The organism is Rhizobium fabae (assembly GCF_003985135.1).
In the GTDB taxonomy this organism is placed as follows: Bacteria; Pseudomonadota; Alphaproteobacteria; order Rhizobiales; family Rhizobiaceae; genus Rhizobium; species Rhizobium pisi.
Window position 1 is genome coordinate 298,062 of the sequence record NZ_ML133650.1, and the last position, 22,875, is coordinate 320,936.

General features: G+C 61.4%; 21 protein-coding genes and 2 pseudogenes. 13 read left to right on the top strand and 10 right to left on the bottom strand.

The window, feature by feature from the left end; translation table 11 throughout:
• Positions 1-23 precede the first annotated feature (23 nt).
• Positions 24-3,638 (bottom strand): autotransporter domain-containing protein, encoded by a 3,615-nt coding sequence (locus tag EFB14_RS15010; protein WP_126826461.1) that lies wholly within the window; start codon positions 3,636-3,638, stop codon positions 24-26.
• Between the two features lie 10 nt (positions 3,639-3,648).
• On the opposite strand from EFB14_RS15010, the gene EFB14_RS15015 reads away from it, so the two are divergent.
• Complete coding sequence (locus EFB14_RS15015; protein ID WP_126826464.1) at positions 3,649-4,713, top strand: MarR family transcriptional regulator; 1,065 nt, start codon at positions 3,649-3,651, stop codon at positions 4,711-4,713.
• A 78-nt stretch (positions 4,714-4,791) separates the two neighbouring features.
• A pseudogene (locus EFB14_RS15020) lies at positions 4,792-4,878 on the top strand (transcriptional regulator); the annotation flags it as partial.
• A gap of 118 nt (positions 4,879-4,996) precedes the next feature.
• On the opposite strand, the pseudogene EFB14_RS15025 reads toward EFB14_RS15020, so the two are convergent.
• Positions 4,997-5,208, bottom strand: a pseudogene (locus EFB14_RS15025) (hypothetical protein).
• 290 nt (positions 5,209-5,498) lie between these two features.
• On the opposite strand from EFB14_RS15025, the gene EFB14_RS15030 reads away from it, so the two are divergent.
• The gene (locus EFB14_RS15030) at positions 5,499-7,331 is read left to right on the top strand and encodes a methyl-accepting chemotaxis protein (RefSeq protein WP_126826467.1); all 1,833 of its coding nucleotides are present in this window, start codon (positions 5,499-5,501) and stop codon (positions 7,329-7,331) included.
• Positions 7,332-7,486: 155 nt separating this feature from the next.
• Positions 7,487-8,176, top strand: a complete 690-nt coding sequence (locus EFB14_RS15035) for an HAD family hydrolase (protein ID WP_126826470.1) — start codon at positions 7,487-7,489, stop codon at positions 8,174-8,176.
• A 105-nt stretch (positions 8,177-8,281) separates the two neighbouring features.
• Here the strand turns inward: EFB14_RS15035 and EFB14_RS15040 are convergent, their stop codons facing one another.
• Together EFB14_RS15040 and EFB14_RS15045 are read right to left on the bottom strand one after the other, a co-directional pair.
• On the bottom strand, positions 8,282-9,031 hold the full coding sequence (locus EFB14_RS15040; RefSeq protein ID WP_126826472.1) for an MBL fold metallo-hydrolase: 750 nt from the start codon (positions 9,029-9,031) through the stop codon (positions 8,282-8,284).
• A 185-nt stretch (positions 9,032-9,216) separates the two neighbouring features.
• Positions 9,217-9,861, bottom strand: coding sequence for a hypothetical protein (locus EFB14_RS15045; protein WP_126826673.1), 645 nt, complete (start codon positions 9,859-9,861; stop codon positions 9,217-9,219).
• A 71-nt stretch (positions 9,862-9,932) separates the two neighbouring features.
• Here EFB14_RS15045 and EFB14_RS32910 point away from each other — a divergent pair, with 71 nt between their 5' ends.
• The 7 genes from EFB14_RS32910 to EFB14_RS15075 all read left to right on the top strand — a co-directional run bounded on the left by EFB14_RS32910 (position 9,933) and on the right by EFB14_RS15075 (position 17,370).
• Positions 9,933-10,127 (top strand): hypothetical protein, encoded by a 195-nt coding sequence (locus EFB14_RS32910; RefSeq protein WP_164737534.1) that lies wholly within the window; start codon positions 9,933-9,935, stop codon positions 10,125-10,127.
• Entirely contained in the window at positions 10,124-11,548 is a 1,425-nt protein-coding gene (gene thrC, locus EFB14_RS15050) for a threonine synthase (protein WP_126826475.1), read from the top strand. The genes EFB14_RS32910 and thrC overlap by 4 nt, the downstream gene beginning before the upstream one ends.
• Positions 11,549-11,551: 3 nt before the next feature.
• A complete protein-coding gene (locus EFB14_RS15055; protein ID WP_126826478.1) occupies positions 11,552-12,847 on the top strand; it encodes a M16 family metallopeptidase in 1,296 nt (431 codons plus the stop codon).
• A gap of 29 nt (positions 12,848-12,876) precedes the next feature.
• Positions 12,877-13,491, top strand: coding sequence for a GNAT family N-acetyltransferase (locus EFB14_RS15060; RefSeq protein ID WP_125844003.1), 615 nt, complete (start codon positions 12,877-12,879; stop codon positions 13,489-13,491).
• Positions 13,488-16,400, top strand: coding sequence for a sensor domain-containing phosphodiesterase (locus tag EFB14_RS15065; RefSeq protein ID WP_125844002.1), 2,913 nt, complete (start codon positions 13,488-13,490; stop codon positions 16,398-16,400). The genes EFB14_RS15060 and EFB14_RS15065 overlap by 4 nt, the downstream gene beginning before the upstream one ends.
• A gap of 123 nt (positions 16,401-16,523) precedes the next feature.
• Positions 16,524-16,949, top strand: a complete 426-nt coding sequence (locus EFB14_RS15070) for a hypothetical protein (RefSeq protein WP_126826481.1) — start codon at positions 16,524-16,526, stop codon at positions 16,947-16,949.
• A 112-nt stretch (positions 16,950-17,061) separates the two neighbouring features.
• Positions 17,062-17,370, top strand: coding sequence for a Dabb family protein (locus tag EFB14_RS15075; RefSeq protein ID WP_125844109.1), 309 nt, complete (start codon positions 17,062-17,064; stop codon positions 17,368-17,370).
• Between the two features lie 37 nt (positions 17,371-17,407).
• On the opposite strand, the gene EFB14_RS15080 is transcribed toward EFB14_RS15075, so the two are convergent.
• The 6 genes from EFB14_RS15080 to EFB14_RS15100 form a co-directional block, all read right to left on the bottom strand.
• Complete coding sequence (locus tag EFB14_RS15080) at positions 17,408-18,307, bottom strand: metal ABC transporter substrate-binding protein (protein ID WP_126826484.1); 900 nt, start codon at positions 18,305-18,307, stop codon at positions 17,408-17,410.
• A 16-nt stretch (positions 18,308-18,323) separates the two neighbouring features.
• A complete protein-coding gene (locus EFB14_RS15085; RefSeq protein ID WP_126826487.1) occupies positions 18,324-19,196 on the bottom strand; it encodes a metal ABC transporter permease in 873 nt (290 codons plus the stop codon).
• Complete coding sequence (locus EFB14_RS15090) at positions 19,193-19,942, bottom strand: metal ABC transporter ATP-binding protein (RefSeq protein ID WP_126826490.1); 750 nt, start codon at positions 19,940-19,942, stop codon at positions 19,193-19,195. The genes EFB14_RS15085 and EFB14_RS15090 overlap by 4 nt, the downstream gene beginning before the upstream one ends.
• Entirely contained in the window at positions 19,939-20,067 is a 129-nt protein-coding gene (locus tag EFB14_RS33765; RefSeq protein ID WP_281015409.1) for a hypothetical protein, read from the bottom strand. The genes EFB14_RS15090 and EFB14_RS33765 overlap by 4 nt, the downstream gene beginning before the upstream one ends.
• Positions 20,068-20,337: 270 nt before the next feature.
• Positions 20,338-20,823, bottom strand: coding sequence for a peroxiredoxin (locus EFB14_RS15095; protein ID WP_126826492.1), 486 nt, complete (start codon positions 20,821-20,823; stop codon positions 20,338-20,340).
• Between the two features lie 95 nt (positions 20,824-20,918).
• Positions 20,919-21,758, bottom strand: a complete 840-nt coding sequence (locus EFB14_RS15100) for a protein-disulfide reductase DsbD domain-containing protein (RefSeq protein ID WP_126826495.1) — start codon at positions 21,756-21,758, stop codon at positions 20,919-20,921.
• Positions 21,759-21,899: 141 nt separating this feature from the next.
• On the opposite strand from EFB14_RS15100, the gene EFB14_RS15105 reads away from it, so the two are divergent.
• Together EFB14_RS15105 and EFB14_RS15110 are read left to right on the top strand one after the other, a co-directional pair.
• Positions 21,900-22,505, top strand: coding sequence for a YqgE/AlgH family protein (locus EFB14_RS15105; RefSeq protein WP_125843995.1), 606 nt, complete (start codon positions 21,900-21,902; stop codon positions 22,503-22,505).
• 86 nt (positions 22,506-22,591) lie between these two features.
• A complete protein-coding gene (locus EFB14_RS15110) occupies positions 22,592-22,783 on the top strand; it encodes a CsbD family protein (RefSeq protein WP_125843994.1) in 192 nt (63 codons plus the stop codon).
• The last annotated feature ends 92 nt before the right edge of the window (positions 22,784-22,875 follow it).

A 22,875-nucleotide genomic window follows, 5' to 3' on the forward strand; every position in this document is an offset into this window, starting at 1 on the left:
CGTGTCTGCGGGTTTCAGCGCCCTTAGAACCTGACATCCAGCCGGACGTTGGCGCTATGGCGGTTGAAGCCGTCGGCGAATTCTCCCCGGTAGGACAGGGCTACATCCGCTTGTCCGGTCAGTTGCCAGGCGACGGACCCGCCTGCGACGACGCTGTTTTCCGTATTCCGCAGCCCTTTCACGACGAAACTGCCGCCATTTTCGAATGTGAGGTCGGAGAACGGCGTCTCCTGATCGGCTATCCGTCTCCAAGCCACATCAAAACCGGTGGTAACGTTCTTGCCGGCGATGGAGGCCTGCTGTTTTGCCCGCAGCCCGACCGTCGTTGCAAACATGTCTTCGCGCGCGCTTTCTCCGGAAAGCGAGGCCGCGCCGCCGTTCTCATGGAAGCTGTCACGCTGACCGATTGTGTAATCCACTCTGCCGAACGGGGTGACGACCAGGTTGCGGGAGAGATCGAAGTCGTAGGATGCCTCGGAGAAAAACTGAGCCGTACTGCCATGATAGCTTGCCGTCTGACTGTCGGAAAAACCGGTAAAGGCGATGTCACGGCGCGTTTCGATGTCGTGCCAGCTATTCGACGCCCCGAATTTGACCTGGAGGCCGCCGGATCTGTGCGCGGCATAAAGACCGAGATGCACGCTGTCGACATTGGCCATGGAGCCGAGGTCGGCGATTTCGAAAGAGGACTGTCCGACGCCCGCGAAAACGCCCACCGAACGATCGTCGATTACCCAGTCGACGCCGTAAAGCGCACCGCCGCGTGCTGCGCTCGCGCTCGAGGCGTTGCCGTCGCCCTTCAGCCAGGAAATGTTGCCATAGGCGCTCGTCCATGCCTTGCCGCCGGTCTCGAACGCCTCGTCCAGCCGGTCGAACACCGCATTGCGCACGTCATTGGCCTCGCTGAAAAGACCACTTTGCAGCGAGGCGTGGATCTCGCCGGAAAGCTGGTCAAACGCATCCCTTGCTTCTGCCCCGTCGCTATAAAGGATGGCATTATAGAGCGCGAGGCTGCTGGAGCCGCTCGTCTGATCGAGAAAGTCGAGGCCGTAAGCCGACTGTTGCTGGTTTTCCGTCAGGGCCGCGCTCGGAAACAGCAAACCGGGGCTCAGCACAGTGCGCAGTGTCAAGGTTACGTCGGTGGCGGAATAGCTGAGGAAAGACTTCAGGAAGGCGGAATCGATCTCCAGATCGCCGAACGTGCCCGAGACCGCGCCGGCGGAGACGATCGTGTAGGACTGGCCGTTGACGTAACTGACGGCCGGGTCCCACAGGATTGTCCGGACCTTGGCGCCGTTCAGGAAGGCGGTGCCTGTGACATCGACCCTGTCGCTGAGCCCGGTGCCGCCGATTTCGACCTCGAAAAGGCTGGTTGAATCGAAGTTCAGATCGCCGGTGACCGTCAGCGTCCCGATCGAATTGCCGGGAGCAAGGACGCTGCTTGCAGCAAGAGAGGTCGTGCCAACACTTCCCGTTCCCTGAAGTCTCGCACCGGAACCGATGTTGATCGCACCGGTCAGGCTGCCATTGACCGAAAGTGTTCCGTCGAGCACGTCGGTGTTGCCGGCATAGGTGCTGTTGCCGGTCAATCGAAACAGGCCGTTACCGGTCTTGACGAGACTGCCGTCTCCGGTGATTGAGCCGCCGAACGTGGAAGAGCTGTCGTCGCCACCGACCGCCAGGATCGCCGCATTGGACAGGCTTACACCTCCGCCGGACGAGCCGCCGCCCGAGAGCGATCCAATGGTTTCGGAAGTGGCGACGTCGAGCCCCGCGCCGGCAAGATCGGCAATATTCACGCGGGCGCCGTCGGCCAATGCGTCGCCGTTCTGCACCGCCAGCCGCCCCTCATCGATTTCGGTATCCCCCGAGCGTGTGTTGTTGCCCGAGAGGGTCAGCGTGCCCGCGCCGGTCTTGGTCAACTGGCCGGCGCCGGACACTCTTCCGGCGAAGGTCACCGCATTGCCGTTCATATCCACGGTTGCGCCGGCGCTTCCGATGACCACACCCCGGGCGGCCGGAGAAGCAACGCTTCCGAATGTCTGCAGCGTCGCGCCGTCGAGGGTCAGGGTGTTGGTGGCGCTTCCATCGCCAAGCGACGCGGATGAGGACACTGCAAGCGTTCCACCGACCACAGTCATCCCGCCCGAAAAACTGTTATTTCCGAAGAGACCCAACGTACCTGCGCCGGATTTCGTAACGGACCCGCTGCCGGAGATGACGCCGCTGAAGGAGCCGCTGCCACCCGCCCCGCCAATGGAAAGGATTGCATTGCCGAGAAGAATGTTGCCACTCCCTGTCAGGCTCGCAAAAGCCTGGTTGAAGCCGGCCAAGTTCAACTGCGCGCCTGTTCTCACCTCAAGCGGCGAGGTGGCGGAAACAGCGTTGGCCGACATCAGCTGCAATGTGCCCGCCGAGACGGTCGTTGCGCCGGTATAGGACTGTCGGCTGCTCAGAATGAAGGTGCCGGTGCCGGCCTTGGTAAGGCCGCCCTGACCCGATATTTCCCCGTCGAAGGTCGTGGAACTATCACCGGCGCCGACCGACAGAATGGCATTATTGGCGACCTCGACGGTCCCGCTGCCGGTCAAGGCGTCGACTGCTTCACTCGCATTGACGTGCAGCGCGCCGTCGAGGCTGATATCGGCCGAGCCCCCGAACACATTGCCGCCATCGGCGGTCAGTGTCGCGCCGGACAGGACATTGATCGACAATGCCCCCTGCGACTGTCCCGACCACCGGAAATCACCGGAAATCGTCAGCCCGCGACCCGCGACGATTCCACCGGAATAATTTCCGGATCCGATCACCAGCGTCTCCGTGGTGCCAATCAGGCCTGCGCCGTAAAGGCTGTTGAGCGAGGCGTCATAGCTGGTGAGATCGAAGATCGAGCCTGATGACAATCGAAGCGAATCGAGCGTCGAAAGGTTGGCGGCGGTCCCGGCGTCGACAATGGTCAGCGTCTGATTGGCGGAGAGCGCGACCTCGTCGACGTCGGCAAATCTACCCCGCCAGGTTCCGCCCCGGCTAAAGGTCACGCGGTTTGCGCCGTCAATCGTGCCATCGAAGGAGAAGTTTCGAATCTCGAGATCGGCGTCGTTGAGACGGATCGTGCCGCTGCCGGCAAGGAAGGCTATCCAATCGCTGTGTGTCCCGAGGTCCACGGTCGCACCCGACGCGACGGTTGTCGTGGTGGCGCGTAAAAGCGCCCCTTGACCACTCCCCGGGACCAGCAGCGTGCCGGAATCGACAAAAACGTCCTGGTTTCCGCCGGAAAAGAAGAAATCCGCAAGAGTGACGGTGCCGCTGTCGGCGCCGCCGCCGAAATGAAGTTCGGCACCCGTGCCGACCCGATAGAGCTTGAGATTCAGATCGCTTCCCGGAACGGCCGAGAAACGCACCGTGGCGCCGTCCATAATATCGATTTCCGGGACCAGATCGATCGTTCCGGTGGCCACCGTTCGTATCCATCCGCCGGTGGACATGTCGACCTGATCCGTTCCCAGCTCGTCGCCGGTGCTGATCTCGACATAAGAATTGAGGGAAGAGTCCGCATGAGCGGCAATCGGGAAGAGAAAGGTGGCAATGGCCGATCCGGCGACGGCAAAATGAACTGAAAATCGGCTGTGTGATATCATGGGGAAGGCTTTGCTGAAAATTAATCGCAGAAGCTGTATAGGTCACGTCGCCCGCGCCGCGAGTCCAAACTTTGCATCGATCACCCGGACAGATAAAAGAAGCATGAGCGAAATACGCCTTTATCCCGGAGTGGAGAATTTCGCTGCGGACAGTCTGTGGGTCGAAGCAGCAGAGCTGATGCGCTACGCCTCCTATACTGAGGCGCTTCTGTCCTATTGCGAGGCAATGATTGCGCGTGTGCCGAAGCTGTTGCCTGCAAACAAGCTTTTTGCCCAGAAGCAGCGCTATCTCATCTCTTTCCTGCTCATTTGCTTCTATGTTCAATGGCTTGAATCCCGGGGAGCGCCGCCAACGCTTGCGTTTCTCCAGCGATCGGCGCCAGGCAGCCCGCGCCAGATTGCCGATTTCATCAGCGGATTGCGCGACCGCGGCCTTATCACCGCGACGTCACTGGAGACGGATCGCCGTACGCAAATTCTGAAGCCAAGTCTGGAATTGATGCAGGAGATTGGCCATTCGCCCCTCGCCATTTTGAGGTCCTCCGAACGCTTTGCGCCTGCCCCGCCTCTCCGACCGGACGAGATTGCCAGAGACGAGGATCTGATGGCGCGCTGGCTGGCGCTCTCCGCCGAGCGCTACGCGGTGAAAGACGACCTGTTCGGCCCTTTCCCGGCCATCGTCCGTCACAGCGAAAGAGATGCCGGCCATCTCGTCTTCTGCGCCGTCATGTCGGCGGCGCTCAGCCAGCGTTCTGCCGGCGCGAAGGTCTCCGGGAGCCTGACCTACCGGGCGCTTGCTGATCGCTTCGACGTGTCGCGTCAGCATATCAGCAACATCCTCGACGAGGCGGCAGAGAAAGGCTGGTACCGGGTTTCTCCGGGCGGTGAGCTGGCGCTGATGCCCGACGAAACGCTGCTACAGTTCGAGACCTGGGTGGCCGGACAGATGGTGCATTATCGCCGCCTGGCCCTGGTGATCGCCGGCAAAGCGACAGGGGCTTCCACGTCCGGGAGCGAGATCGGTGCAAGGTCCGGCGCCTTGTCCGACGGAAGGCACCGCGCACGACAACCATAGCAAGAAGGGCTGTGCGTTCGGTCAGGTCAAAAGGACGCCGCCGGCGCCGAAGACTGCAAATGATGTTAGCCGGCGCCTTCACGGCGCACGGCGGAAAGCCGCTCCGTCATCTTCTCGCCGGAAGGCGACCGGCAGTTTTTGAGGCTTTTTCCGGTCGACGCGTAGGTTATTGCGGGGATGTCGCGCCGTCGTGGACGAAGGCGCATTTCTCCGTCTCGGTAACAGGCTCACCAGCTGCCAGACCGCGTTCTATCGGCGCTCGCGAGCTATCGGCGGCTTGCCTCTAGCAGCCTTTCTTCCTCATCTTCCGTTCGATCTTGGCTCTCTTGTCAGCCCATCCCCGGCATGCTTTCCGCCGGTCAGTCCATGATCCATCATCGCCTGCAACTGCGCACAGCTTCGGTGGTGGTTGCCCTTGGCGATGACGTCGGTGGATGTGAAGGCAAACAACAGCACAACGGCCGCCGCCGGCCGGACAACAGCTGAAAGCCCCATGGTCCCCTCCCTGAGCACATGAATGCTACGCCCGAGACCGTGAAGCAGCAATGGGCTGGGCCTTGTCGATGCGCCGGCACTCGCGCAAGTCTATCATTCTATCGGCATCGATGTCGGGGACTAAATCGTCGCACCGGCATCCGCACGAGCCACAAAGAGCTCAACCTTTCATCGAAAATGAACCATCCGCTGCAACCTTTTGTTTTCGCGCCACTAAGCGACATGGCACTGAGAAATAATTAAGCATGTTTCGATACTCTCAAGTTCTAAATTAACGTGAGAGTCCCGCTATGGCGTCGATCCAGCATAAAATCATCTTTGCAAGCATCGCGATTTTCGGCTTGGCAGCCGGCGCCACGGGCGTCGGCATCTGGTCCGCGGCCGCCCTCTCCGCAAACAGCGCCGATGTCGCCCAGTCAGCGCAAATTCTGCGCAACCATATGCAGGCAGATATGATGCATGACGCGCTGCGCGCCGACGTGCTCGCTTCAATGCTGTCCTCCAATCCGGCAGCAGGTATAGAAGCTGCAGCGGTGAAGGCGGATCTGGTGGAGCACGAGGCGTCGTTCCGGGAGATGATTGAAGCCAACAAGGCCCTGGCCACAGACGAAAAGACCAAGGCGATCCTTGCTAACGTCGAACGTCCGCTCATTGTCTATATTGAAAGCGCCACGAAGATTGTCGATCTCGCCAGCAAGGATCCATCGGCGGCTTTGAAGGCGTTGCCCGAATTCATGCAGCAGTTCTCCGTCTTGGAAACGGCTATGGAACAGGCCGGGGATCAGATCACGGCTGCGTCGGACGAGATTTCCAAACGTAGCGCTGAAATCAAAGCTTCGGTCGATCTCATTCTGAAAGCACTTCTGGCCTTGGCCGCGATCTTCGCCATCGGTCTTTATTTCCTGACCCGTAAGACAGTAACCAAGCCCATCCTTGTGCTTTCCAACGACATGCAACGGCTTGCCGGCGGTGACACCGCGATTGCCTGCACCGGGATTGGCCGCACCGATGAAATCGGAACGATGGCATCGGCTGTCGAAATCTTCCGCCAGGCGGCGATTGCCAACAAGCAGCTTGAGCAAGACGCCGAGGCAGCCCGATTGCAGGGCGAAGCCGAGCGGGTCACGGCCCGCAAACAGGCTGACGACGATGCCACCGAACGGTTGCGGGCGGCGACATCAGGCCTCGCCGCCGGCCTGAAGCGGCTTGCATCAGGCGATCTCGCGTTCCAGATCGAAGAACCCTTCGCGCCCGATTTCGAGGGCCTCCGGCATGATTTCAACATGTCGATCAGGCAGCTCGATCAGACGCTCGGCGCTATCGCCACCGCCATTGCCGCGATCGACGAAGGCACCAGGGAAATCGCGTCCGGCGCCGGCGATCTGTCAAAGCGCACCGAACAGCAAGCAGCCTCGCTCGAAGAAACCGCCGCAGCGCTTGATCAGATTACCGCCAACGTGTCGAACTCCAGCAAGCGGACCGATGAGGCACGAACGGAGGCGACCGACGCCAATCGCAATGCGGCCAAGTCTGCCGAGGTTGTGTCGCATGCCGAAGAAGCCATGCGCCGCATCGAGAGTTCGTCCCAGCAGATCTCGAGCATTATCGGCGTGATCGATGAGATCGCGTTCCAGACCAATCTGCTCGCCCTGAACGCCGGCGTCGAAGCCGCTCGCGCCGGAGAGGCGGGCAAGGGCTTTGCCGTGGTCGCCCAGGAAGTGCGCGAACTCGCGCAGAGATCGGCTCAGGCGGCCAAGGAAATTAAAGGCCACATCCAGAAATCGTCGCAGGAAGTGGAAAGCGGCGTCAAGCTGGTCCTCGATACGAGCGAGGTTCTGAACGCGATCAGCGAACAGATCGCCCGCATCAATCAGCATATGGATGCAATCGCCATCTCGGCGCGTGAACAGTCGACCGGCCTTGCCGAAGTCAATTCCGCCGTCAACTCCATGGACCAGGTGACCCAGCAGAATGCGGCAATGGTCGAGCAGTCGACCGCGGCGTCCGTCAATCTCGCCCAGGAGGCCGCCAAGCTTCGTGAACTCGTCTCTCGGTTCAAGCTCGGCGCGGCGCCTTCAACCCAATCTGCGACGGCACGACGGAACGGGCAGCTGGCGGCCTGACGGCTTCTCCAACGACAAGATCAGTGTGGTCCGGTCTGCAGCCCATCGCAGGCCGCATCGCAGCCATGCTTGAGATCAGGTTGAGCTTTGGGCGGCCATCGTGTAAAGCCGCAGCATTCCCGGACAAGACCAGACTCCCAGCAAGGCGTGAACACATGAACGGCTTCGACCTCATCATCTTCGACTGCGACGGCGTTCTCGTCGATTCCGAAATCATCGCCGCGGAAGTCGAATCCGCGCTTCTGATGGAAGCCGGATATCCGATCGGCGTCGAGGAAATGGGCGAGCGTTTTGCCGGCATGACATGGCAAAACATCCTGCTCCAGATCGAGCGCGAGGCGAGCATCCCACTTTCGGCCTCGCTGCTGGATAAGTCGGAAAAGCTGCTCGACGCCAGGCTGGCAAGCGACGTCAAAGGCATACCAGGCGTCGAATTCGCGGTCTCCCGGCTGCCGATGAAGCGTTGCATCTGCTCGAATTCGAGCACCAAACGGCTTGAGATGATGCTGACCAAGGTGGGCTTGAAGCCGCTGTTTGCGCCCAACATCTTCTCCGCCAAGGATCTCGGCCCCGACCGCGCCAAGCCGAAGCCCGACATCTTCCTGCATGGCGCGAGCCAGATGGGTGTGGCGCCTGCCAAGACCATTGTGGTTGAAGATTCCGTGCACGGCGTGCATGCGGCTCGCGCCGCCGGCATGCGCGTCATCGGCTTCACCGGCGCCTCGCACAGCTACCCCGCCCATGCCGACAAATTGACGGATGCCGGCGCCGAAACGGTCATCTCGCGCATGAACGATCTGCCTGGTGTCGTCGCCGCGCTGGCGGCCTGGGAACAGGTTTTCTAAAGAGACCTGCGCTGAGCCTGCCGTCGTCAATGTCACGAATTACGGACATCAGGCCGTCGAGCCTTTGACCCCGTAAGTTATGCGCCTGGTCAGCGGAAAGCCGCTTCACCCAACCGCCAGCACTTCCCCATCGGCGGGTATCAGCAATCGGGAAGCAGGAATGCCCCGTGCCTCTGCCGCGCCACGCAAATTCTCACGGCCAATCGTTGCGTGATCGAGCGCTTCCATGTGGGTTGATATAACGAGGCTGGACGCGGCGATTTCGCAAACCGCGATCGTTTCCTCGGCATCCATGACAATGAGGTCGCCGTTCCATAACGCGCCGCAGGAATGGGTGATGATGATATCGGGACTCGTCGCGCTGATGACATCGGCAACCGGCGGATAGAGCACGGTGTCGCCAGCCCAGTAGATCGAAGGTTCCCCCGCTGCCTCAAGGCTGAAACCCATGACCGAGCCCATATCTTCGAGAACAGGACCAAGCCCATGGCTCCCTTCGCGGCGCGTGAGCGTCAGACCTTCCCACGTCACACTATCGGTCAATGGCGTGACCTCGGTGAACCCTGCTCCGCGAATTTGCGCTTCGTCGCCAGGCTGGCAGATAATCGGCAGGTGCTTCGGCACGAGCTCCATCGCCACCTCGTCGAAATGATCCTCGTGCAGGTGCGAAACAATCACCAGTTCGACGCCGGCGAGGATTTCATCGACGCCAAGAGGAAGCTCGACCAATGGGTTCGGCGAGCGTCCGGCAAAAGAAGGCTGGCTGTGCTTCGGAGCGAAATAAGGATCGACCAGCAGCGTGCGACCGGCGTAGTCGAGCTTCAAGGTCGCATTTCGGATCAACTGAAGCTTCATTACATTCTCCTGCGGCAATTGTCCTGAGATGACCGTTGAGGGTCTTCAACATCACCAAGCTGCGGTCCCGATCAAGAACCTGATCGATGTGATCGAATGCTCGAGAAAGATCTCCGATTTTCGTCAGCCGCCACGACATGTGCGTGGGGTGCATTTTAACGTGCAGAGATCGAAGCCGCGTTGCTCTAGCTGCTTTTCTTGCTCTTTGCCGGCTGGGTGTCGAAGCCGATATTGACGCGCACCAATGAGCCGGAGCCGACGGGCATCTTGATGCCGTCCTTGCGGAAGATCACCTGCGCGCTCGTGGCGCCCTGCGGGATTTCGGTCGGGAATTTGGTGACTTCGGAATAAAGCACGTTGTCGCCGTCGACGACGGAGATGCGGATCGGCAGGGTCACCGAACCAGGCGCGCCGGCCGGGCCGGTGATGAGGCGCAGCTGGGCGACGACCGTCATCGTCAGGTTCGTGTCACTCAGCGTGCACTGGCGGGTGTAATCGCCGAAGGAAGCCTGGAAGACGATCTGCTGCGGATCATCCTTCTTGCCCTTGGCGTAGGTGCGGAAGATCGCATCCTGGTCGCGCATGAAGATTTGCGGGCAGGCGCCTTGGACGACGGGGGCGACGGTGCCCTGCGCGGTCGTAGCCGTGCCGATCGAAGGATTGTTCGAGGATGGATTGGCGGGCGCGAGCGGCATGATCTGGGCGGTGCCGTTCGGCTGCGTCGGCGCCGCCGACTTGCTGTCGCCGCCGATACCGAGCGAATTGCAACTAGAGAGCAGGGCAAGAAAAGATGCGGAAACGATGAGACGCGAGACCTTGCCGAGCACCATATTCCATCCCTTGTGCAAGCGTTTCTTGGAGGCCCATGTCTTTTTCACAGGGCCTTTCATGACGGTTTGCGATGGTCTATATCAGCGGCGCAAAGAAAAATCGATTGGGTAAGCACCGTTTTGATGCACTTTTCGACGCCGGACGCGGGCAACTTCAACAGGATACCCGCGATGCGCGCCTCAAAGGCGGCCTCTTCCCTGTTTCCGGCAGAACCCGGCCATGGTCGCGCCGAGCCGAACTTCCTCCAGCGATAAATCAAGGATGACGAACGTGGACTATATCTCGACCCGCGGCGAGGCCCCTTCCCTCGGCTTTTGCGACGCCCTGCTGACAGGGCTTGCGCGCGATGGCGGGCTCTACGTTCCCAGGAAATGGCCGAGCTTTTCCAAGAAGGAAATCCGCAGCCTGCGGGGCAAGACCTATCAGGAGATCGCCTTTACCATCCTGTCGCCCTTCACCAATGGTGAGATCCCCGACGAGACCTTCCGGGCGATGATCGACGAGGCCTACGGCACCTTCCGCCATCCGGCGATCGCGCCGCTCGTCCAGACCGGGCCGAACAGCTTCGTGATGGAGCTTTTCCATGGCACGACGCTTGCCTTCAAGGACGTGGCGATGCAACTGCTCGCACGGCTGATGGATTATGCGCTGGAGAAACGCGGCGAGCGGGCGACGATCGTCGGCGCCACCTCGGGCGACACCGGCGGGGCGGCGATCGACGCATTCGCCGGGCGCGAGCGCACCGACATCTTCATCCTTTTCCCGCACGGCAAGGTCTCGCCGGTGCAGCAACGACAGATGACGACCTCAACGTCGGCGAATGTGCATGCGCTTGCTGTCGAGGGCAATTTCGACGACTGCCAGAACCTCGTCAAGGCGATGTTCAACGACGCAGCCTTCCGCGACAAGGTCCGTCTATCAGGTGTCAACTCGATCAACTGGGCGCGCATCATGGCCCAGATCGTCTATTATTTCACGGCGGCGGTGGCGCTCGGCGGACCGGACCGGAAGATCTCTTTCACCGTGCCCACGGGCAATTTCGGCGACATCTTCGCCGGCTACTGCGCCAAGCGTATGGGCCTGCCGATCGACCGGCTGGTGATCGCCACCAATGAGAACGACATCCTGACGCGGACACTGAAGACCGGCCGCTACGACATGAAGGCGGTCAAGGCGACGAGTTCGCCCTCGATGGACATCCAGATCTCGTCGAACTTCGAACGCCTGCTCTTCGAAGCCTATGACCGCGACGCCTCGAAGGTGCGCGCTGCGATGGAGAGCCTCAAGCAGTCGGGCGGTTTTGAGATTGCGCCGGAAGCGCTGAAGGCGATTCGCCGCGACTTCCGCGCCGGGCGCGCTGGGGAAAGCCAAGTGGCCGAAACGATCCGCAAAACCCATGCCGAGACCGGCTATCTCCTTGATCCGCATTCGGCGATCGGCGTCTTCGTCGCGGCCAAGAAAGAGAAACCGAATACGCCGATGGTGACGCTTTCGACCGCACATCCGGCAAAATTCCCCGTCGCCGTAAAATCCGCCTGCGGTATTGACCCGGCGCTTCCGACGTGGCTTGCTGATCTGATGGATAGGGAGGAGCGCTTCCAGATCGTCAAACCGGAGCTTAAGGCCGTAGAAACCTTTATCGGCAAGCACGCCCGCGGCGAGACGACGGCAGGCGCAGAAAGATAGCCAATGACAGTTGAGTGCACCCGGCTGAAATCCGGGCTGACAGTAGTCACCGAGACCATGCCGCACCTTGAAAGCGTCGCGCTTGGAGTCTGGATCAAATCAGGGTCGCGTAACGAGACCGCAGACGAGCACGGCATCGCCCACCTGCTCGAACACATGGCCTTCAAGGGTACGGCGCGTCGCACGGCCCGCCAGATCGCCGAGGAGATCGAAGATGTGGGCGGCGAAGTCAATGCCGCAACGTCGACCGAGACGACGTCCTATTACGCCCGCGTCCTCAAGGACCACGTACCGCTCGCCGTCGACATCCTTGCCGATATCCTGACGGAATCCGCCTTCGAGGAGGAAGAGCTGGAGCGCGAGAAGCAGGTCATCCTGCAGGAGATCAACGCCGCCAACGATACGCCCGACGACGTGGTGTTCGACCGGTTCTCCGAGGTTGCCTATCGCGACCAGACGCTCGGAAGGCCGATTCTCGGCACGCCGGAAACCGTCGTCTCTTTCACGCCGCAGCAAATCCGCACCTATCTCGGCCGCAACTACACGACCGACCGCATGTTCGTGGTCGCGACTGGGGCCGTCGAGCACGAAGAATTCCTACGCATGGTCGAGGATCGTTTCGCAAGCCTGCCGACCCAGCCTTCCGCCCCGCCGGTCATGGAAGCGGCGCGTTATATCGGCGGCAGCGTGCGCGAACCGCGCGACCTGATGGATGCGCAGATCCTGCTCGGCTTCGAGGGCAAGCCCTACCACGCCCGCGATTTCTACTGCTCGCAGATTCTGGCGAATATCCTCGGCGGCGGCATGTCTTCCAGGCTCTTCCAGGAAGTGCGCGAGTTCCGCGGCCTCTGTTATTCCGTCTATGCCTTCCACTGGGGCTTTTCCGACACCGGCATCTTCGGCATCCATGCCGCGACCGGCGGCGAAAACCTGCCGGAGCTGGTGCCCGTCATTATTGACGAGCTGCACAAATCCGCCGATGCGATCCACCAGAAGGAAATCGAGCGCGCCCGCGCCCAGATCCGCGCCCAGCTGCTGATGGGCCAGGAAAGCCCGGCCGCCCGCGCCGGCCAGATCGCCCGGCAGATGATGCTCTACGGCCGGCCGATCTCCAATCCGGAGATGATGGAACGCCTGGAAGGCATCACCATCGAGCGGCTGACCGACCTTGCCGGCCGGCTGTTCTACGACACGGTGCCGACGCTTTCGGCGATCGGGCCGTTGGAGCAGCTCGCGCCGATGGAAGACATCACCGCCTCGCTTTCCGTCCCGGCGTCGAAGACGCTGCAGGCAAGCTGAGCTGACGTTCGTCCTGCCGGGAGCAATCGATGGCAAAATCCGTTTTTCGGTTTCTGTCGCGGCAGCCGGAAGCGGTGGAGCTGGAGAACGACAGATATCTCCTGCGCCTGCCGCGCTACCAGGATTTCAACCAGTGGCACCGGCTGCGCGCCGAAAGCCGCAAGTTCCTGGAACCCTGGGAGCCGACCTGGCGGCGCGACGAGCTGACGGAAGGCGCCTACCGCGCCCGCGTGATCCGTGGAAAGCAGGAATATGCTTCGGGCCAGGCGGTCCCGCTGTTCATTTTCCTGAAGGGCGACATGACGCTCGTCGGCGGCATCACCATCGGCTACATCAGAAGGGGCGCGGCACAAAGCTGCATGATCGGCTACTGGATGGGTGAACGCCATGCCGGCCAGGGGCATATGTTCGCAGCCCTTCAAATGGTTATTCCTTACATCTTCTCCGGGCTTGAGTTGCACCGTATCGAAGCAGCCTGTATTCCAGATAACGCGCGCAGCATCCGCCTGCTTGAAAAGGCCGGGTTTCAGCAGGAAGGCTATCTGCGTGGATATTTGAAGATCAACGGTCAGTGGCATGACCATGTGATGTTTTCACGTCTCGCCACCGATACGGATAAAGGCAGGAAAACCGACAGCCGATGACCAGAGACCGCATGCTGCCCAAATCACCGTCCGGACGAGTGATCGCGGTGATCGCAGCCCTTTTCCTGGCAGCCTTCGCCTTGATGGCGAGTGTTGCCCAGGCGGCCGAACCGGTGAAGATTTCCCGCGACGATACCGCGCTCGATCTGACGGCGACCACCGAAATCTATGCCAACCAGGGCGAGGCCTTCCAGGTTTCGACGGCGGCTGGCGCCGACGGCATCCGCCGCCGCATCGAAGTCAGGGCAAGCTCGGAGAACCATCAGGGCGACTGGGCTGTCTTCGCGCTCGCCAACGTCTCGGAAGAACAGCTCGAGCGCGTGATCGTCGCCCCGCATTTCCGCCTCGTCAATTCCAAGCTCTTCTGGCCGGATCTCGGTTCGCAGCGCATCATCGCGATCACGCCGAGCGAAGGTTTCGCGCTCGACAGGCAGCCGAGCGACGAGGCCGACGTCTTCCGCATCACGCTGAACCCCGGCGCCGTCATCACCTTCGTCGCCGAACTGTCGACCCCGGAGCTGCCGCAGATCTATCTCTGGGAACCGGACGCCTACAAGGACACGATCAACGCCTTCACGCTCTATCGCGGCATCGTGCTCGGCATTGCCGGCCTGCTCGCCGTGTTCCTGACGATCCTCTTCGTCGTCAAGGGCACCTCGATGCTGCCGGCGACGGCAGCGCTCGCCTGGGCGGTGCTCGGCTATATCTGCGTCGACTTCGGCTTTCTCGGCAAGCTCATCAGCGTCGCTTCCGCCGACCAGCGAATATGGCGCGCCTGCGCGGAGGTGGCGCTGGCATCGAGTTTCGTCATCTTCCTCTTCACCTATCTGAACCTCAACCGCTGGCATGCGCATCTCGGTTACGCCACACTCGCCTGGGTGCTCGGCCTTGCCCTGCTCTTCGGCGTCGCAATCTACGATCCATCGATTGCGGCCGGCATCGCCAGGCTTTCCTTCGCGCTGACGGCGGCGACCGGCCTGCTGCTCATCATCTATCTCGGCTTCAACCGCTACGACCGCGCCATTCTGCTCGTGCCCGCATGGGCGCTGACGCTCGTCTGGCTGTTCGGCGCGTGGCTGACGGTCACCGGGCGGCTCGACAACGACATCATCCAGCCCGCACTCGGCGGCGGTCTCGTCCTCATCGTGCTTTTGATCGGCTTCACCGTCATGCAGCACGCTTTTGCCGGCGGCGCCTTCCAGCAGGGACTGTTTTCCGATCTCGAACGGCAGTCGCTGGCGCTCACCGGCTCCGGCGACATGGTATGGGACTGGGACGTGGCACGCGACCGCGTCGTCACCATTCCCGACGTCTCGACCAAGCTCGGCCTTTCCCCCGGCACCATGCATGGCGCAGCACGCAACTGGCTGCCGCGGCTGCACCCCGACGATCGCGACCGGTTCCGCGCCACACTCGACGTGCTGCTCGAACACCGGCGCGGGCGGCTGAACCACGAGTTCCGCATCCGCGCCGAGGACGGGCATTTCCACTGGCTGCTGATCCGCGCCCGGCCGGTGCTTGGCTCGAACGGCGAGATCATCCGCTGCGTCGGCACGATCGTCGATGTGACCGAGCAGAAGAATTCCGTCGAGCGGCTGCTTCACGATGCGCTGCACGACAATCTGACGGGACTTCCGAACCGGCAGGTCTTTCTCGACCGCCTGCAATCCGTGCTGGCTCTGGCGCCGGGCGGCGACACGCTGCGGCCGACCGTGATGGTGATCGACATCGACCGCTACAAGCTGGTCAACGATTCGCTGGGCGTCGCTGCCGGCGACAACATCCTCATCGCACTGACGCGGCGCCTGCGCCGGCTCTTGAAGCCGCAGGACACGCTGGCGCGGCTTGCCGGCGACCAGTTCGGCCTCATCCTCGTTTCCGAGCACAATCCGACCAAGGTCGCCGATTTTGCCGATGCGATCAGCAAGGCGATCATGGTGCCGATCAACTTCGCCAACCGCGAGATCATCCTGACGGCTTCGGTCGGCCTCGCCTCCTGGGTGGACCGGCAGGAGAGCGCCACCGGACTGCTCAGCGACGCCGAGCTTGCCATGTACCGGGCAAAACGGGCCGGCGGCAACCGCGTCGAACCATTTCAGCCGGCTTTCCGCGAATTCGGCACCGACCGGCTGCAACTCGAAACGGATCTGCGCCGCGCCATCGAGCGGAAGGAACTGTCGATGGTCTACCAGCCGATCGCGCGGCTGGAAGATGTCGAGATCGCCGGTTTCGAGGCGCTGATGCGCTGGGAGCATCCCAAGCGCGGCAATATCCCGCCGTCCGAATTCATTCCGATTGCGGAGGCCTCCGATATCATCGGCCCGCTCGGCATGTTCGCGCTGGAACAGGCGACCAACGATCTGATGAGCTGGCAGCAGCAGACCGGCGAACTGCCGATCTTCGTGTCGATCAATCTGTCCAGCGTGCAGCTGCTCAACAACGAGCTCTACGACGACGTGCGCTCGGTTCTCGCTAAGACGCATTGCGAGCCCTCGCGCCTCAAGCTTGAACTGACGGAATCCATGGTGATGGAAAATCCGGAACAGGCCCGCCTCGTGCTGCAGAAGCTGAAGGAAGCCGGCATCGGGCTCGCGCTCGACGATTTCGGCACCGGATATTCGTCACTTGCCTATCTCACGCGTTTTCCCTTCGACACGATCAAACTCGATAAGGCGCTGGTGCGCGACAGCAGCGACAAGAAGGCGACCGTGCTCAAGTCCGTGATCGCAATGGCACGTGAGCTGGAGATGAAGGTGGTGGCGGAGGGGATCGAATCCAACGAGGATGCGATCGAGCTCGCCAAGATGGGGTGCAGCTACGGACAGAGCTATCTTTTCGGACCGCCGATGCCTTCCGAATCGGTCCTGCGCCTGCTTCGGGACCGGTTTCCGTTGACCAAACGCGCCTGAGCGACCCGGCCGATCCTATCGGCTTCCAGCGCGCGCCGGGGGCGCGCCGCTTCCTCTTTGTGGATAGCCATTGACCAAGGGCCTACGATGTGCGCCTCTTCTCCACTGCATAAGGAGAATTTGATGCTCAAGTTTTTGCTCGCCCTCGCGATCGGCGTTTTCAGCGTCTCGCCGCTTCAAGCCGGTGACATCATCCCCGTCACCAAGAGCTGTCCATCGGGGGAAAATCAGCCGAACTGCGAGCGTTGGGCAAAGGATTTCAAGACTGCCTTTGAACTGGCCTATAAAGGCGACAACGGTGCGCAGCGGACCGTCGCCTTTTGCCTGTCTACGGGTTGTCATGGCGCCGTAACCATTGACCAGGTCGCATCATGCAGCTGGCATCTCGTCATCGCCAATTCCGGTTCTACAACCGTGCTCGACGGTTCCAACACCAGGAACACCTGCCGGCCGATGACGGCACCCCAGAAGGACGAAGCCCGCGCGCTGGCGAGCGGCCTCGTCCAGAAGATATACAAGCGCCCGCTGGTCAAGACAGACCAGATGTAGTCTGGCCGATCCAGGCCGGCTCCCGGCGCGACGCAGCGTTTGCGTGAAATAATCTCATTGCCCTTGCCGCTTTCGCCGCTATTCTCCTCCCACGAAAATTGGGAGGACCATGATGATCCTGCACTGCGTATTCCTGCGGCTGAAAACCGCGATGACGGCCGACGACAAGCAGTCGTTGTTTGCGGCGATCGTCGCCCTGAAACAGGTCATTCCCGGCATACTAGATATCAAATACGGGCCGAACGTTTCGCCCGAGGGTCTGCATGGTGGCTTCGTCGACGGTTTTGCCGTGACCTTCGAAAGCGCCGAGGCTCGGGATGCCTATCTCATCCATCCCGAGCATGTGGCTGTGGGCGAGCGCATCGTCTCGTCGACGGATGGAGGCCTTGCCGGCATCCTGGTCTTCGACCTCAATCTGTAGAGCGACCGCAGGCTCAGCCTGCGGCCACCCGAGATTCTCAGCTCGATTTCGCCATGGCGGCGGCGAGCTGGTCGACATTGTATTTGAACATCTTCTCATAGGTCGGCGCCGGTCCCTTGGCGTCGGACAGGGATTCGACATAGAGCTCGCCGCCGGGCTCGGCACCGGTTGCCTTGGCGACCTGCTTGACCAGGCGCGGATCGTTGGAATTCTCGAAGAAATAGGCCTTTACGCGCTCGCTCTTGATCTGTTCGATTAGCTTGGCGACGTCGGCTGCGGATGCTTCGCTTTCGGTCGACAAACCAAGAGGCGCGAGGAAGCTGACTTTATATTCGCGTCCGAAATAACCGAAGGCATCGTGGCTCGTCAGCACCTTGCGGCGATCATCGGCGATCTTGTCGAATTTCGCATGGGCGTAGGCGTTCAGTTCATCCAGCGTCTTGGCGTATTTCTCGGCATTGGCCTTGAAAGCGCTCGCATCGGCCGGATCGGCTGAGGATAGCGCCTTCTCGATATTGGCTACCCAGATCTTGACGTTGACGGGGCTGTTCCAGACATGCGGATCGGTAATCTCTGCGCCGTCCTCCTCCATGGTGCGGGTGTTGATGCCTTCAGAGACGGTGACCGGTTTTCCCTTATAACCCGAGGCGGTGATCAGCCGATCCATCCAGCCTTCCAGCCCCTCGCCGCTGACGAAGGTGACTTGAGCCGCGTTCAAATTCTTCGCATCGGCCGGCGACGGCTCGAATTCATGGGGATCGCCGTTCGGCCCGACGAGGCTATTCACATCAACGTGGTCGCCGCCGACCTGTTTGACGACATCGGCAAGTACGGTGAAGGACGCCACCACCTTCAGCGTTTCGGCGGAGGCGGGCATGGCCGACAGCGCCACCAAAGCGGGAATTGTTGCGGAGAGAAGCAGTCTGTGCGGGTTCATCGAAGTCTCCTTGGGATCAGCCCTTCAAATGCGGGCGGGGAAAGAAGCGCCGGGCCAAGCCGGAGGGCGCAAAAAGGATCGAAAAGGCGTAGAGGATCGCCGCCGTCATGATGATCGTCGGGCCGGAGGCGAGTTCGAGATGGTAGGAGGCGATCAGGCCGAGATAGCCAGATGCGGCGGCGCTGCCAGCCGCAATCACGATCATGGACGGAAGGTTGCGTGACCAGAGCTGGGAGACGGCCGCCGGCAGCATCATCAGGCCGACCGCCATCAGCGTGCCGAGCGCCTGGAAACTGGCGACCAGGTTCAGCACCACGAGCAGCAGGAAGAGTACGTGATAGACCGGCCCGCGCCCGCCGACGGCGCGCAGGAAACCCGGGTCGAAACATTCGGCCACCAGCGGCCGGTAGATGAAAGCGAGGACGATGAGCGTCAGCGAGGTGATCGCACCGATTAGATAAAGGGCTAGCGCATCGATCGCCAGGATAGTTCCGAAGAGCACATGCAACAGGTCGATATTCGAGCCGCGCAGCGAGACGATTAGCACGCCGAGCGCCAGCGAAGCGAGATAGAAGCTGGCAAAGCTCGCATCCTCCTGCAGCACGGTCATTCGGCTGACGGCGCCGGACAGCAGCGCCACCGATAGCCCGGCTATCAGGCCGCCGAGGCCCATCGCCGTCAACGACAGCGAGCCGGCGATGAGGTAACCGATTGCCGCTCCCGGCAGCACGGCATGGCTCATGGCATCGCCCATCAGGCTCATGCGCCGCAGCATCAGGAAGACGCCAATCGGACCGGAGCCGAGCCCGAGACAAAGGCAGGCGACGAGCGCGCGGCGCATGAAACCGAAATCGGCAAAGGGCGCGAGGAAGAGATCGTAAGCCGTCATGCCGCCGGCGCTTCTTCAGGCTTGCAGGCCTCGGCGTCCTCGTCCCACCGCTCGGCCATGGCGCGCGCCTTCAGGAGATTGGCTGACGACATGACCTCAGTGGTCGCGCCCCAGCCAACCAATTCGCGGGCGAGCAGCAGGGTTTGCGGGAAATGTGCACGAACGAGTTCGAAATCGTGCAGCACCGAGATGACCGTGCGGCCCTCGCCGTGCCAGCGGATGACGATATCGATAAGGTCCTTGGTCGTGCGGGCGTCGATCGCCGTAAACGGCTCGTCGAGCAGGATGACGCCCGCATCCTGCAACAGCAGCCGGGCGAAGAGCACGCGCTGGAACTGGCCGGCCGAGAGCGAGCCAATATGGCGCCGGCCGAAGCCTTCAAGGCCGACGGCAGCAAGCGCCTCGCCTGCCCTTTTCACGTCGGCGGCGGCGATACGACCGAAGGCGCCGGCACTCTTCCAGGCGCCGAGCATGACGGTGTCGATCACCGAGATCGGAAAGCGGCGATCGATCTCAGCCGCCTGCGGGAGGTAACCGAATTCCGCCCGCCCCAGCCGGTGCTCGACCCTGCCCTCGGCCGGACGAAGCTCACCTATGATCGCCTTCAGCAGCGTCGATTTGCCCGCCCCGTTCGGCCCGGCGATCGCCGTCAGGCTACCCGAGGCGAAGGCACCAGAGACATGATGGACGGCGGGGTGCCTGTTATAGGCGATCGAGAGATTATCGAGACGGATCAGCGGCGTCATGGCAGCAGAACCGCCCAATGGATCACCAGCCAGAGGACGGCAAGGACCGGCGCCATGCCGATCACCCTTGAAAAAGCCGACTGTCCCAGCAGGCTGACGGAGGGGCGGTCGGGGCTCGTGGGCATGGCACATCCTATAATGTAATAACATTACTGTCATGTTATAACAATTGCGGCGAGATTGAGGCGAGGATTGAAGCTATTCACGCAATTGAAAAAGGCGACCGAACGGCCGCCCTTCATGTGTCGCGATGTCTGTGTGATGTTTTGGACGTTGCGACCGCTCGACCTCTCGTTGGCGCGGCCCCCCATCCGCCTGGCCGGCACCTCTGCCTGGGTCGAGACGAGTGGCTCGACCCCGGTTGGGTTAGGTAAGGGCAATTGTTATTCGAAAGATCAGAGCTGTTCCAGCATCGCGGCAGCACCCGAGACCGTTGCCTGGCCGGGGCTTTCCTCGACGTTGAGGGCCTTGACGACGCCGTCTTCCACCAGCATCGAATAGCGCTTTGAGCGGAGGCCGAGGCCGCCGGCGGAGAGGTCGGCATCAAGGCCGACGGCCTTGGTGAAGCCGGCATCCCAATCGGCGAGGAAGTGGATCTTGCCAAACCCGCCGGAAGATTGCGCCCAGGCGCCCATGACGTGCCAGTCGTTGACTGCGATAACGGCAATGTCGTCGACGCCCTTGCCGAGGATGGTGTCGCGATTTTCGAGATAACCCGGCAAGTGGTTCAGCGAGCAGGTGGGCGTAAAGGCGCCCGGCACGGCAAAGAGCACGACGCGCTTGCCGGCGAAGAGCTGATCGGTGGTAATTTCAACAGGGCCGTCGGCCGTCTTTTCCTTGAAGGTGGCGGCAGGAAGCTTGTCGCCGATCGCGATGGTCATGGTTCTCTCCTTGGCTTTTGGCTTGCGGACGGCACCGCATGGGTCTGGCTTGGCGGCGAGCGCCGCGCGGGATCGCAGGCGACTATAAGACCCGGTCATTCAAAGGCAAGAGTCGTCTCCATCGCCTTATCGCCGTCGATGACCAGCACGCCCCAGCGCTTGCCGTGGATATCGTAATTCTGAGGCAGTTTGCCGATCGACATTTCGGTCTTGAACGTCAAACCGTCGCGCTTGCCGCCGATCTGCTTCGTGAAGGCATAACCGCTCGGGCCGGTGACGATGATATCGGGAACATTCTTCGCCTCGCCCGGCAAAACGAGTGTCAGCGACAGCACCTTCATGTCGGGTGACATCGCATGGTCCGTGACGGCGAAATCCGCCGATGGTGGCTTCGGCAATGTCGCATCGGCCGTCTGAAGGATCGCCTCCTCCTGCGGACGCGACTGGATGGCGGGGCCGAGTTTCAGCTGAAAATTCGCCTGGAAGGGAATGCAGATATCCCTGCAAATGCCGATAAAGGCGGCGGCACCGATATCGACCGGAGCCTTGCCTGCCGCACTCAGCGACAGCGGCAGCGTGACCGGCGCGTCATAGGCGATATCCTCGATCGCGCCGTTGAAAAAGTGTTTCGGGACGGGATAACCCATAGCATCGAGCGTGACGCCACTGCCCGGCGCGATGGTGACCTGGGGCGGAATGCCATTGCCGCCGGGCTCTTTCCAATAGGTGATCCAGCCGGGTTTCGGCTCGATCTGCAGAGCGGCGCGGATTTTGCCGCCGGCGTCGGCCGGCAAGGCCACAAGGCGCATGCGGCCGCCCTCGTTTTCCGCCCAGGCGCTCATTTCCGCATGAGCCCGATGAAAGGCGACGAGTACGGCGGCCACCGAAATGGCCGCAATTAAAAAGCGGCGCGGAGCCACGGAAATAATCATCATGGAACAACGGTTTACCGAAAGTGGCGTTTGGCCGCCAGAAGCTACGGCGATTTAAATCTTCATTTTCAGTTGATTGATGTGTGACATTGGCCCATGTTTCTTTTGTCGAGGCCTTGGTGCGGTCTGGCAGCAGGAGGAACGATGTCCTTATCGACGCTGAAGAACAGACGGGAACGTGGCTTCTTCGATGGCCAGTTCCTCATCGCCATGCCGGGTATGGAAGATCGCAACTTCGCACGCACGGTGATTTACATCTGCGCTCATTCGGATGCCGGCGCCATGGGCTTCGTCATCAACCGGCCGCAGAGCCTCACCTTCACCGATGTGCTGCTGCATCTCGACATGATCAAGCAGGAAGATTCCATCGTGCTGCCGAAGCGCGCGCGGGAATTTCCGATCCAGACCGGCGGCCCCGTGGAAAGCGGCCGCGGTTTCGTGCTGCATTCAGACGATTATGCCAGCGACTCCTCGATCCCCGTCAGCGACGATATCTGCCTGACGGCGACGCTCGACATCGTGCGCGCCATCTCCAAGGGCAATGGCCCGACGCGCGCGACGATGCTGCTCGGTTATTCCTCCTGGGCAGCAGGCCAACTGGAAAACGAGGTCGTCAACAATGGCTGGCTCACCTGCCCGGCCAATGAGGAACTGATCTTCGACCGCAGCCTCGACGACAAATACGAACGGGCGCTCGCCGGCATGGGCGTGACCGCTGCCATGCTTTCGGCAGAGGCCGGCCACGCCTGAGGGCGGCTGGAACGAATAGTCTCGACTGACGTTCTCTCTCGGCAAACAGGGACAAAGGTCCCGCGCCGACGAAGGAGACATCAGACATGGGTAGCACCAGCGACAAGATTTCAGGCAAGGCGAACGAAATCGCCGGCAAGACCAAGCAGGCTGTCGGCAAGGCGGCCAACGATCGCGACCTGCAGGCCAAGGGCGCCGTCCAGGAAGCAAAAGGCAAGGGACAAGTCGCAGCCGGCAAGGTCAAGGACAAGCTCAAGGGCGCCATCGACCGGCTCTGAGAAAGAAGCTCATTCTTTATGACCTATGCCTGCCGCGCCTTGCGCGGCGGGCATTTTTAATCCGCCGTCCTCATGCTTTGCAGAAGGCAGAC

Coding starts and splice junctions, on each gene's coding strand:
- EFB14_RS15010 (WP_126826461.1), bottom strand. CDS start 3,638: ATGATATCACACAGCCGATTTTCAGTTCATTTTGCCGTCGCCGGATCG.
- EFB14_RS15030 (WP_126826467.1), top strand. CDS start 5,499: ATGGCGTCGATCCAGCATAAAATCATCTTTGCAAGCATCGCGATTTTC.
- EFB14_RS15035 (WP_126826470.1), top strand. CDS start 7,487: ATGAACGGCTTCGACCTCATCATCTTCGACTGCGACGGCGTTCTCGTC.
- EFB14_RS15040 (WP_126826472.1), bottom strand. CDS start 9,031: ATGAAGCTTCAGTTGATCCGAAATGCGACCTTGAAGCTCGACTACGCC.
- EFB14_RS15045 (WP_126826673.1), bottom strand. CDS start 9,861: ATGGTGCTCGGCAAGGTCTCGCGTCTCATCGTTTCCGCATCTTTTCTT.
- EFB14_RS32910 (WP_164737534.1), top strand. CDS start 9,933: ATGGTCTATATCAGCGGCGCAAAGAAAAATCGATTGGGTAAGCACCGT.
- thrC (WP_126826475.1), top strand. CDS start 10,124: ATGACGAACGTGGACTATATCTCGACCCGCGGCGAGGCCCCTTCCCTC.
- EFB14_RS15055 (WP_126826478.1), top strand. CDS start 11,552: ATGACAGTTGAGTGCACCCGGCTGAAATCCGGGCTGACAGTAGTCACC.
- EFB14_RS15060 (WP_125844003.1), top strand. CDS start 12,877: ATGGCAAAATCCGTTTTTCGGTTTCTGTCGCGGCAGCCGGAAGCGGTG.
- EFB14_RS15065 (WP_125844002.1), top strand. CDS start 13,488: ATGACCAGAGACCGCATGCTGCCCAAATCACCGTCCGGACGAGTGATC.
- EFB14_RS15070 (WP_126826481.1), top strand. CDS start 16,524: ATGCTCAAGTTTTTGCTCGCCCTCGCGATCGGCGTTTTCAGCGTCTCG.
- EFB14_RS15075 (WP_125844109.1), top strand. CDS start 17,062: ATGATCCTGCACTGCGTATTCCTGCGGCTGAAAACCGCGATGACGGCC.
- EFB14_RS15080 (WP_126826484.1), bottom strand. CDS start 18,307: ATGAACCCGCACAGACTGCTTCTCTCCGCAACAATTCCCGCTTTGGTG.
- EFB14_RS15085 (WP_126826487.1), bottom strand. CDS start 19,196: ATGACGGCTTACGATCTCTTCCTCGCGCCCTTTGCCGATTTCGGTTTC.
- EFB14_RS15090 (WP_126826490.1), bottom strand. CDS start 19,942: ATGACGCCGCTGATCCGTCTCGATAATCTCTCGATCGCCTATAACAGG.
- EFB14_RS33765 (WP_281015409.1), bottom strand. CDS start 20,067: ATGCCCACGAGCCCCGACCGCCCCTCCGTCAGCCTGCTGGGACAGTCG.
- EFB14_RS15095 (WP_126826492.1), bottom strand. CDS start 20,823: ATGACCATCGCGATCGGCGACAAGCTTCCTGCCGCCACCTTCAAGGAA.
- EFB14_RS15100 (WP_126826495.1), bottom strand. CDS start 21,758: ATGATGATTATTTCCGTGGCTCCGCGCCGCTTTTTAATTGCGGCCATT.
- EFB14_RS15105 (WP_125843995.1), top strand. CDS start 21,900: ATGTCCTTATCGACGCTGAAGAACAGACGGGAACGTGGCTTCTTCGAT.
- EFB14_RS15110 (WP_125843994.1), top strand. CDS start 22,592: ATGGGTAGCACCAGCGACAAGATTTCAGGCAAGGCGAACGAAATCGCC.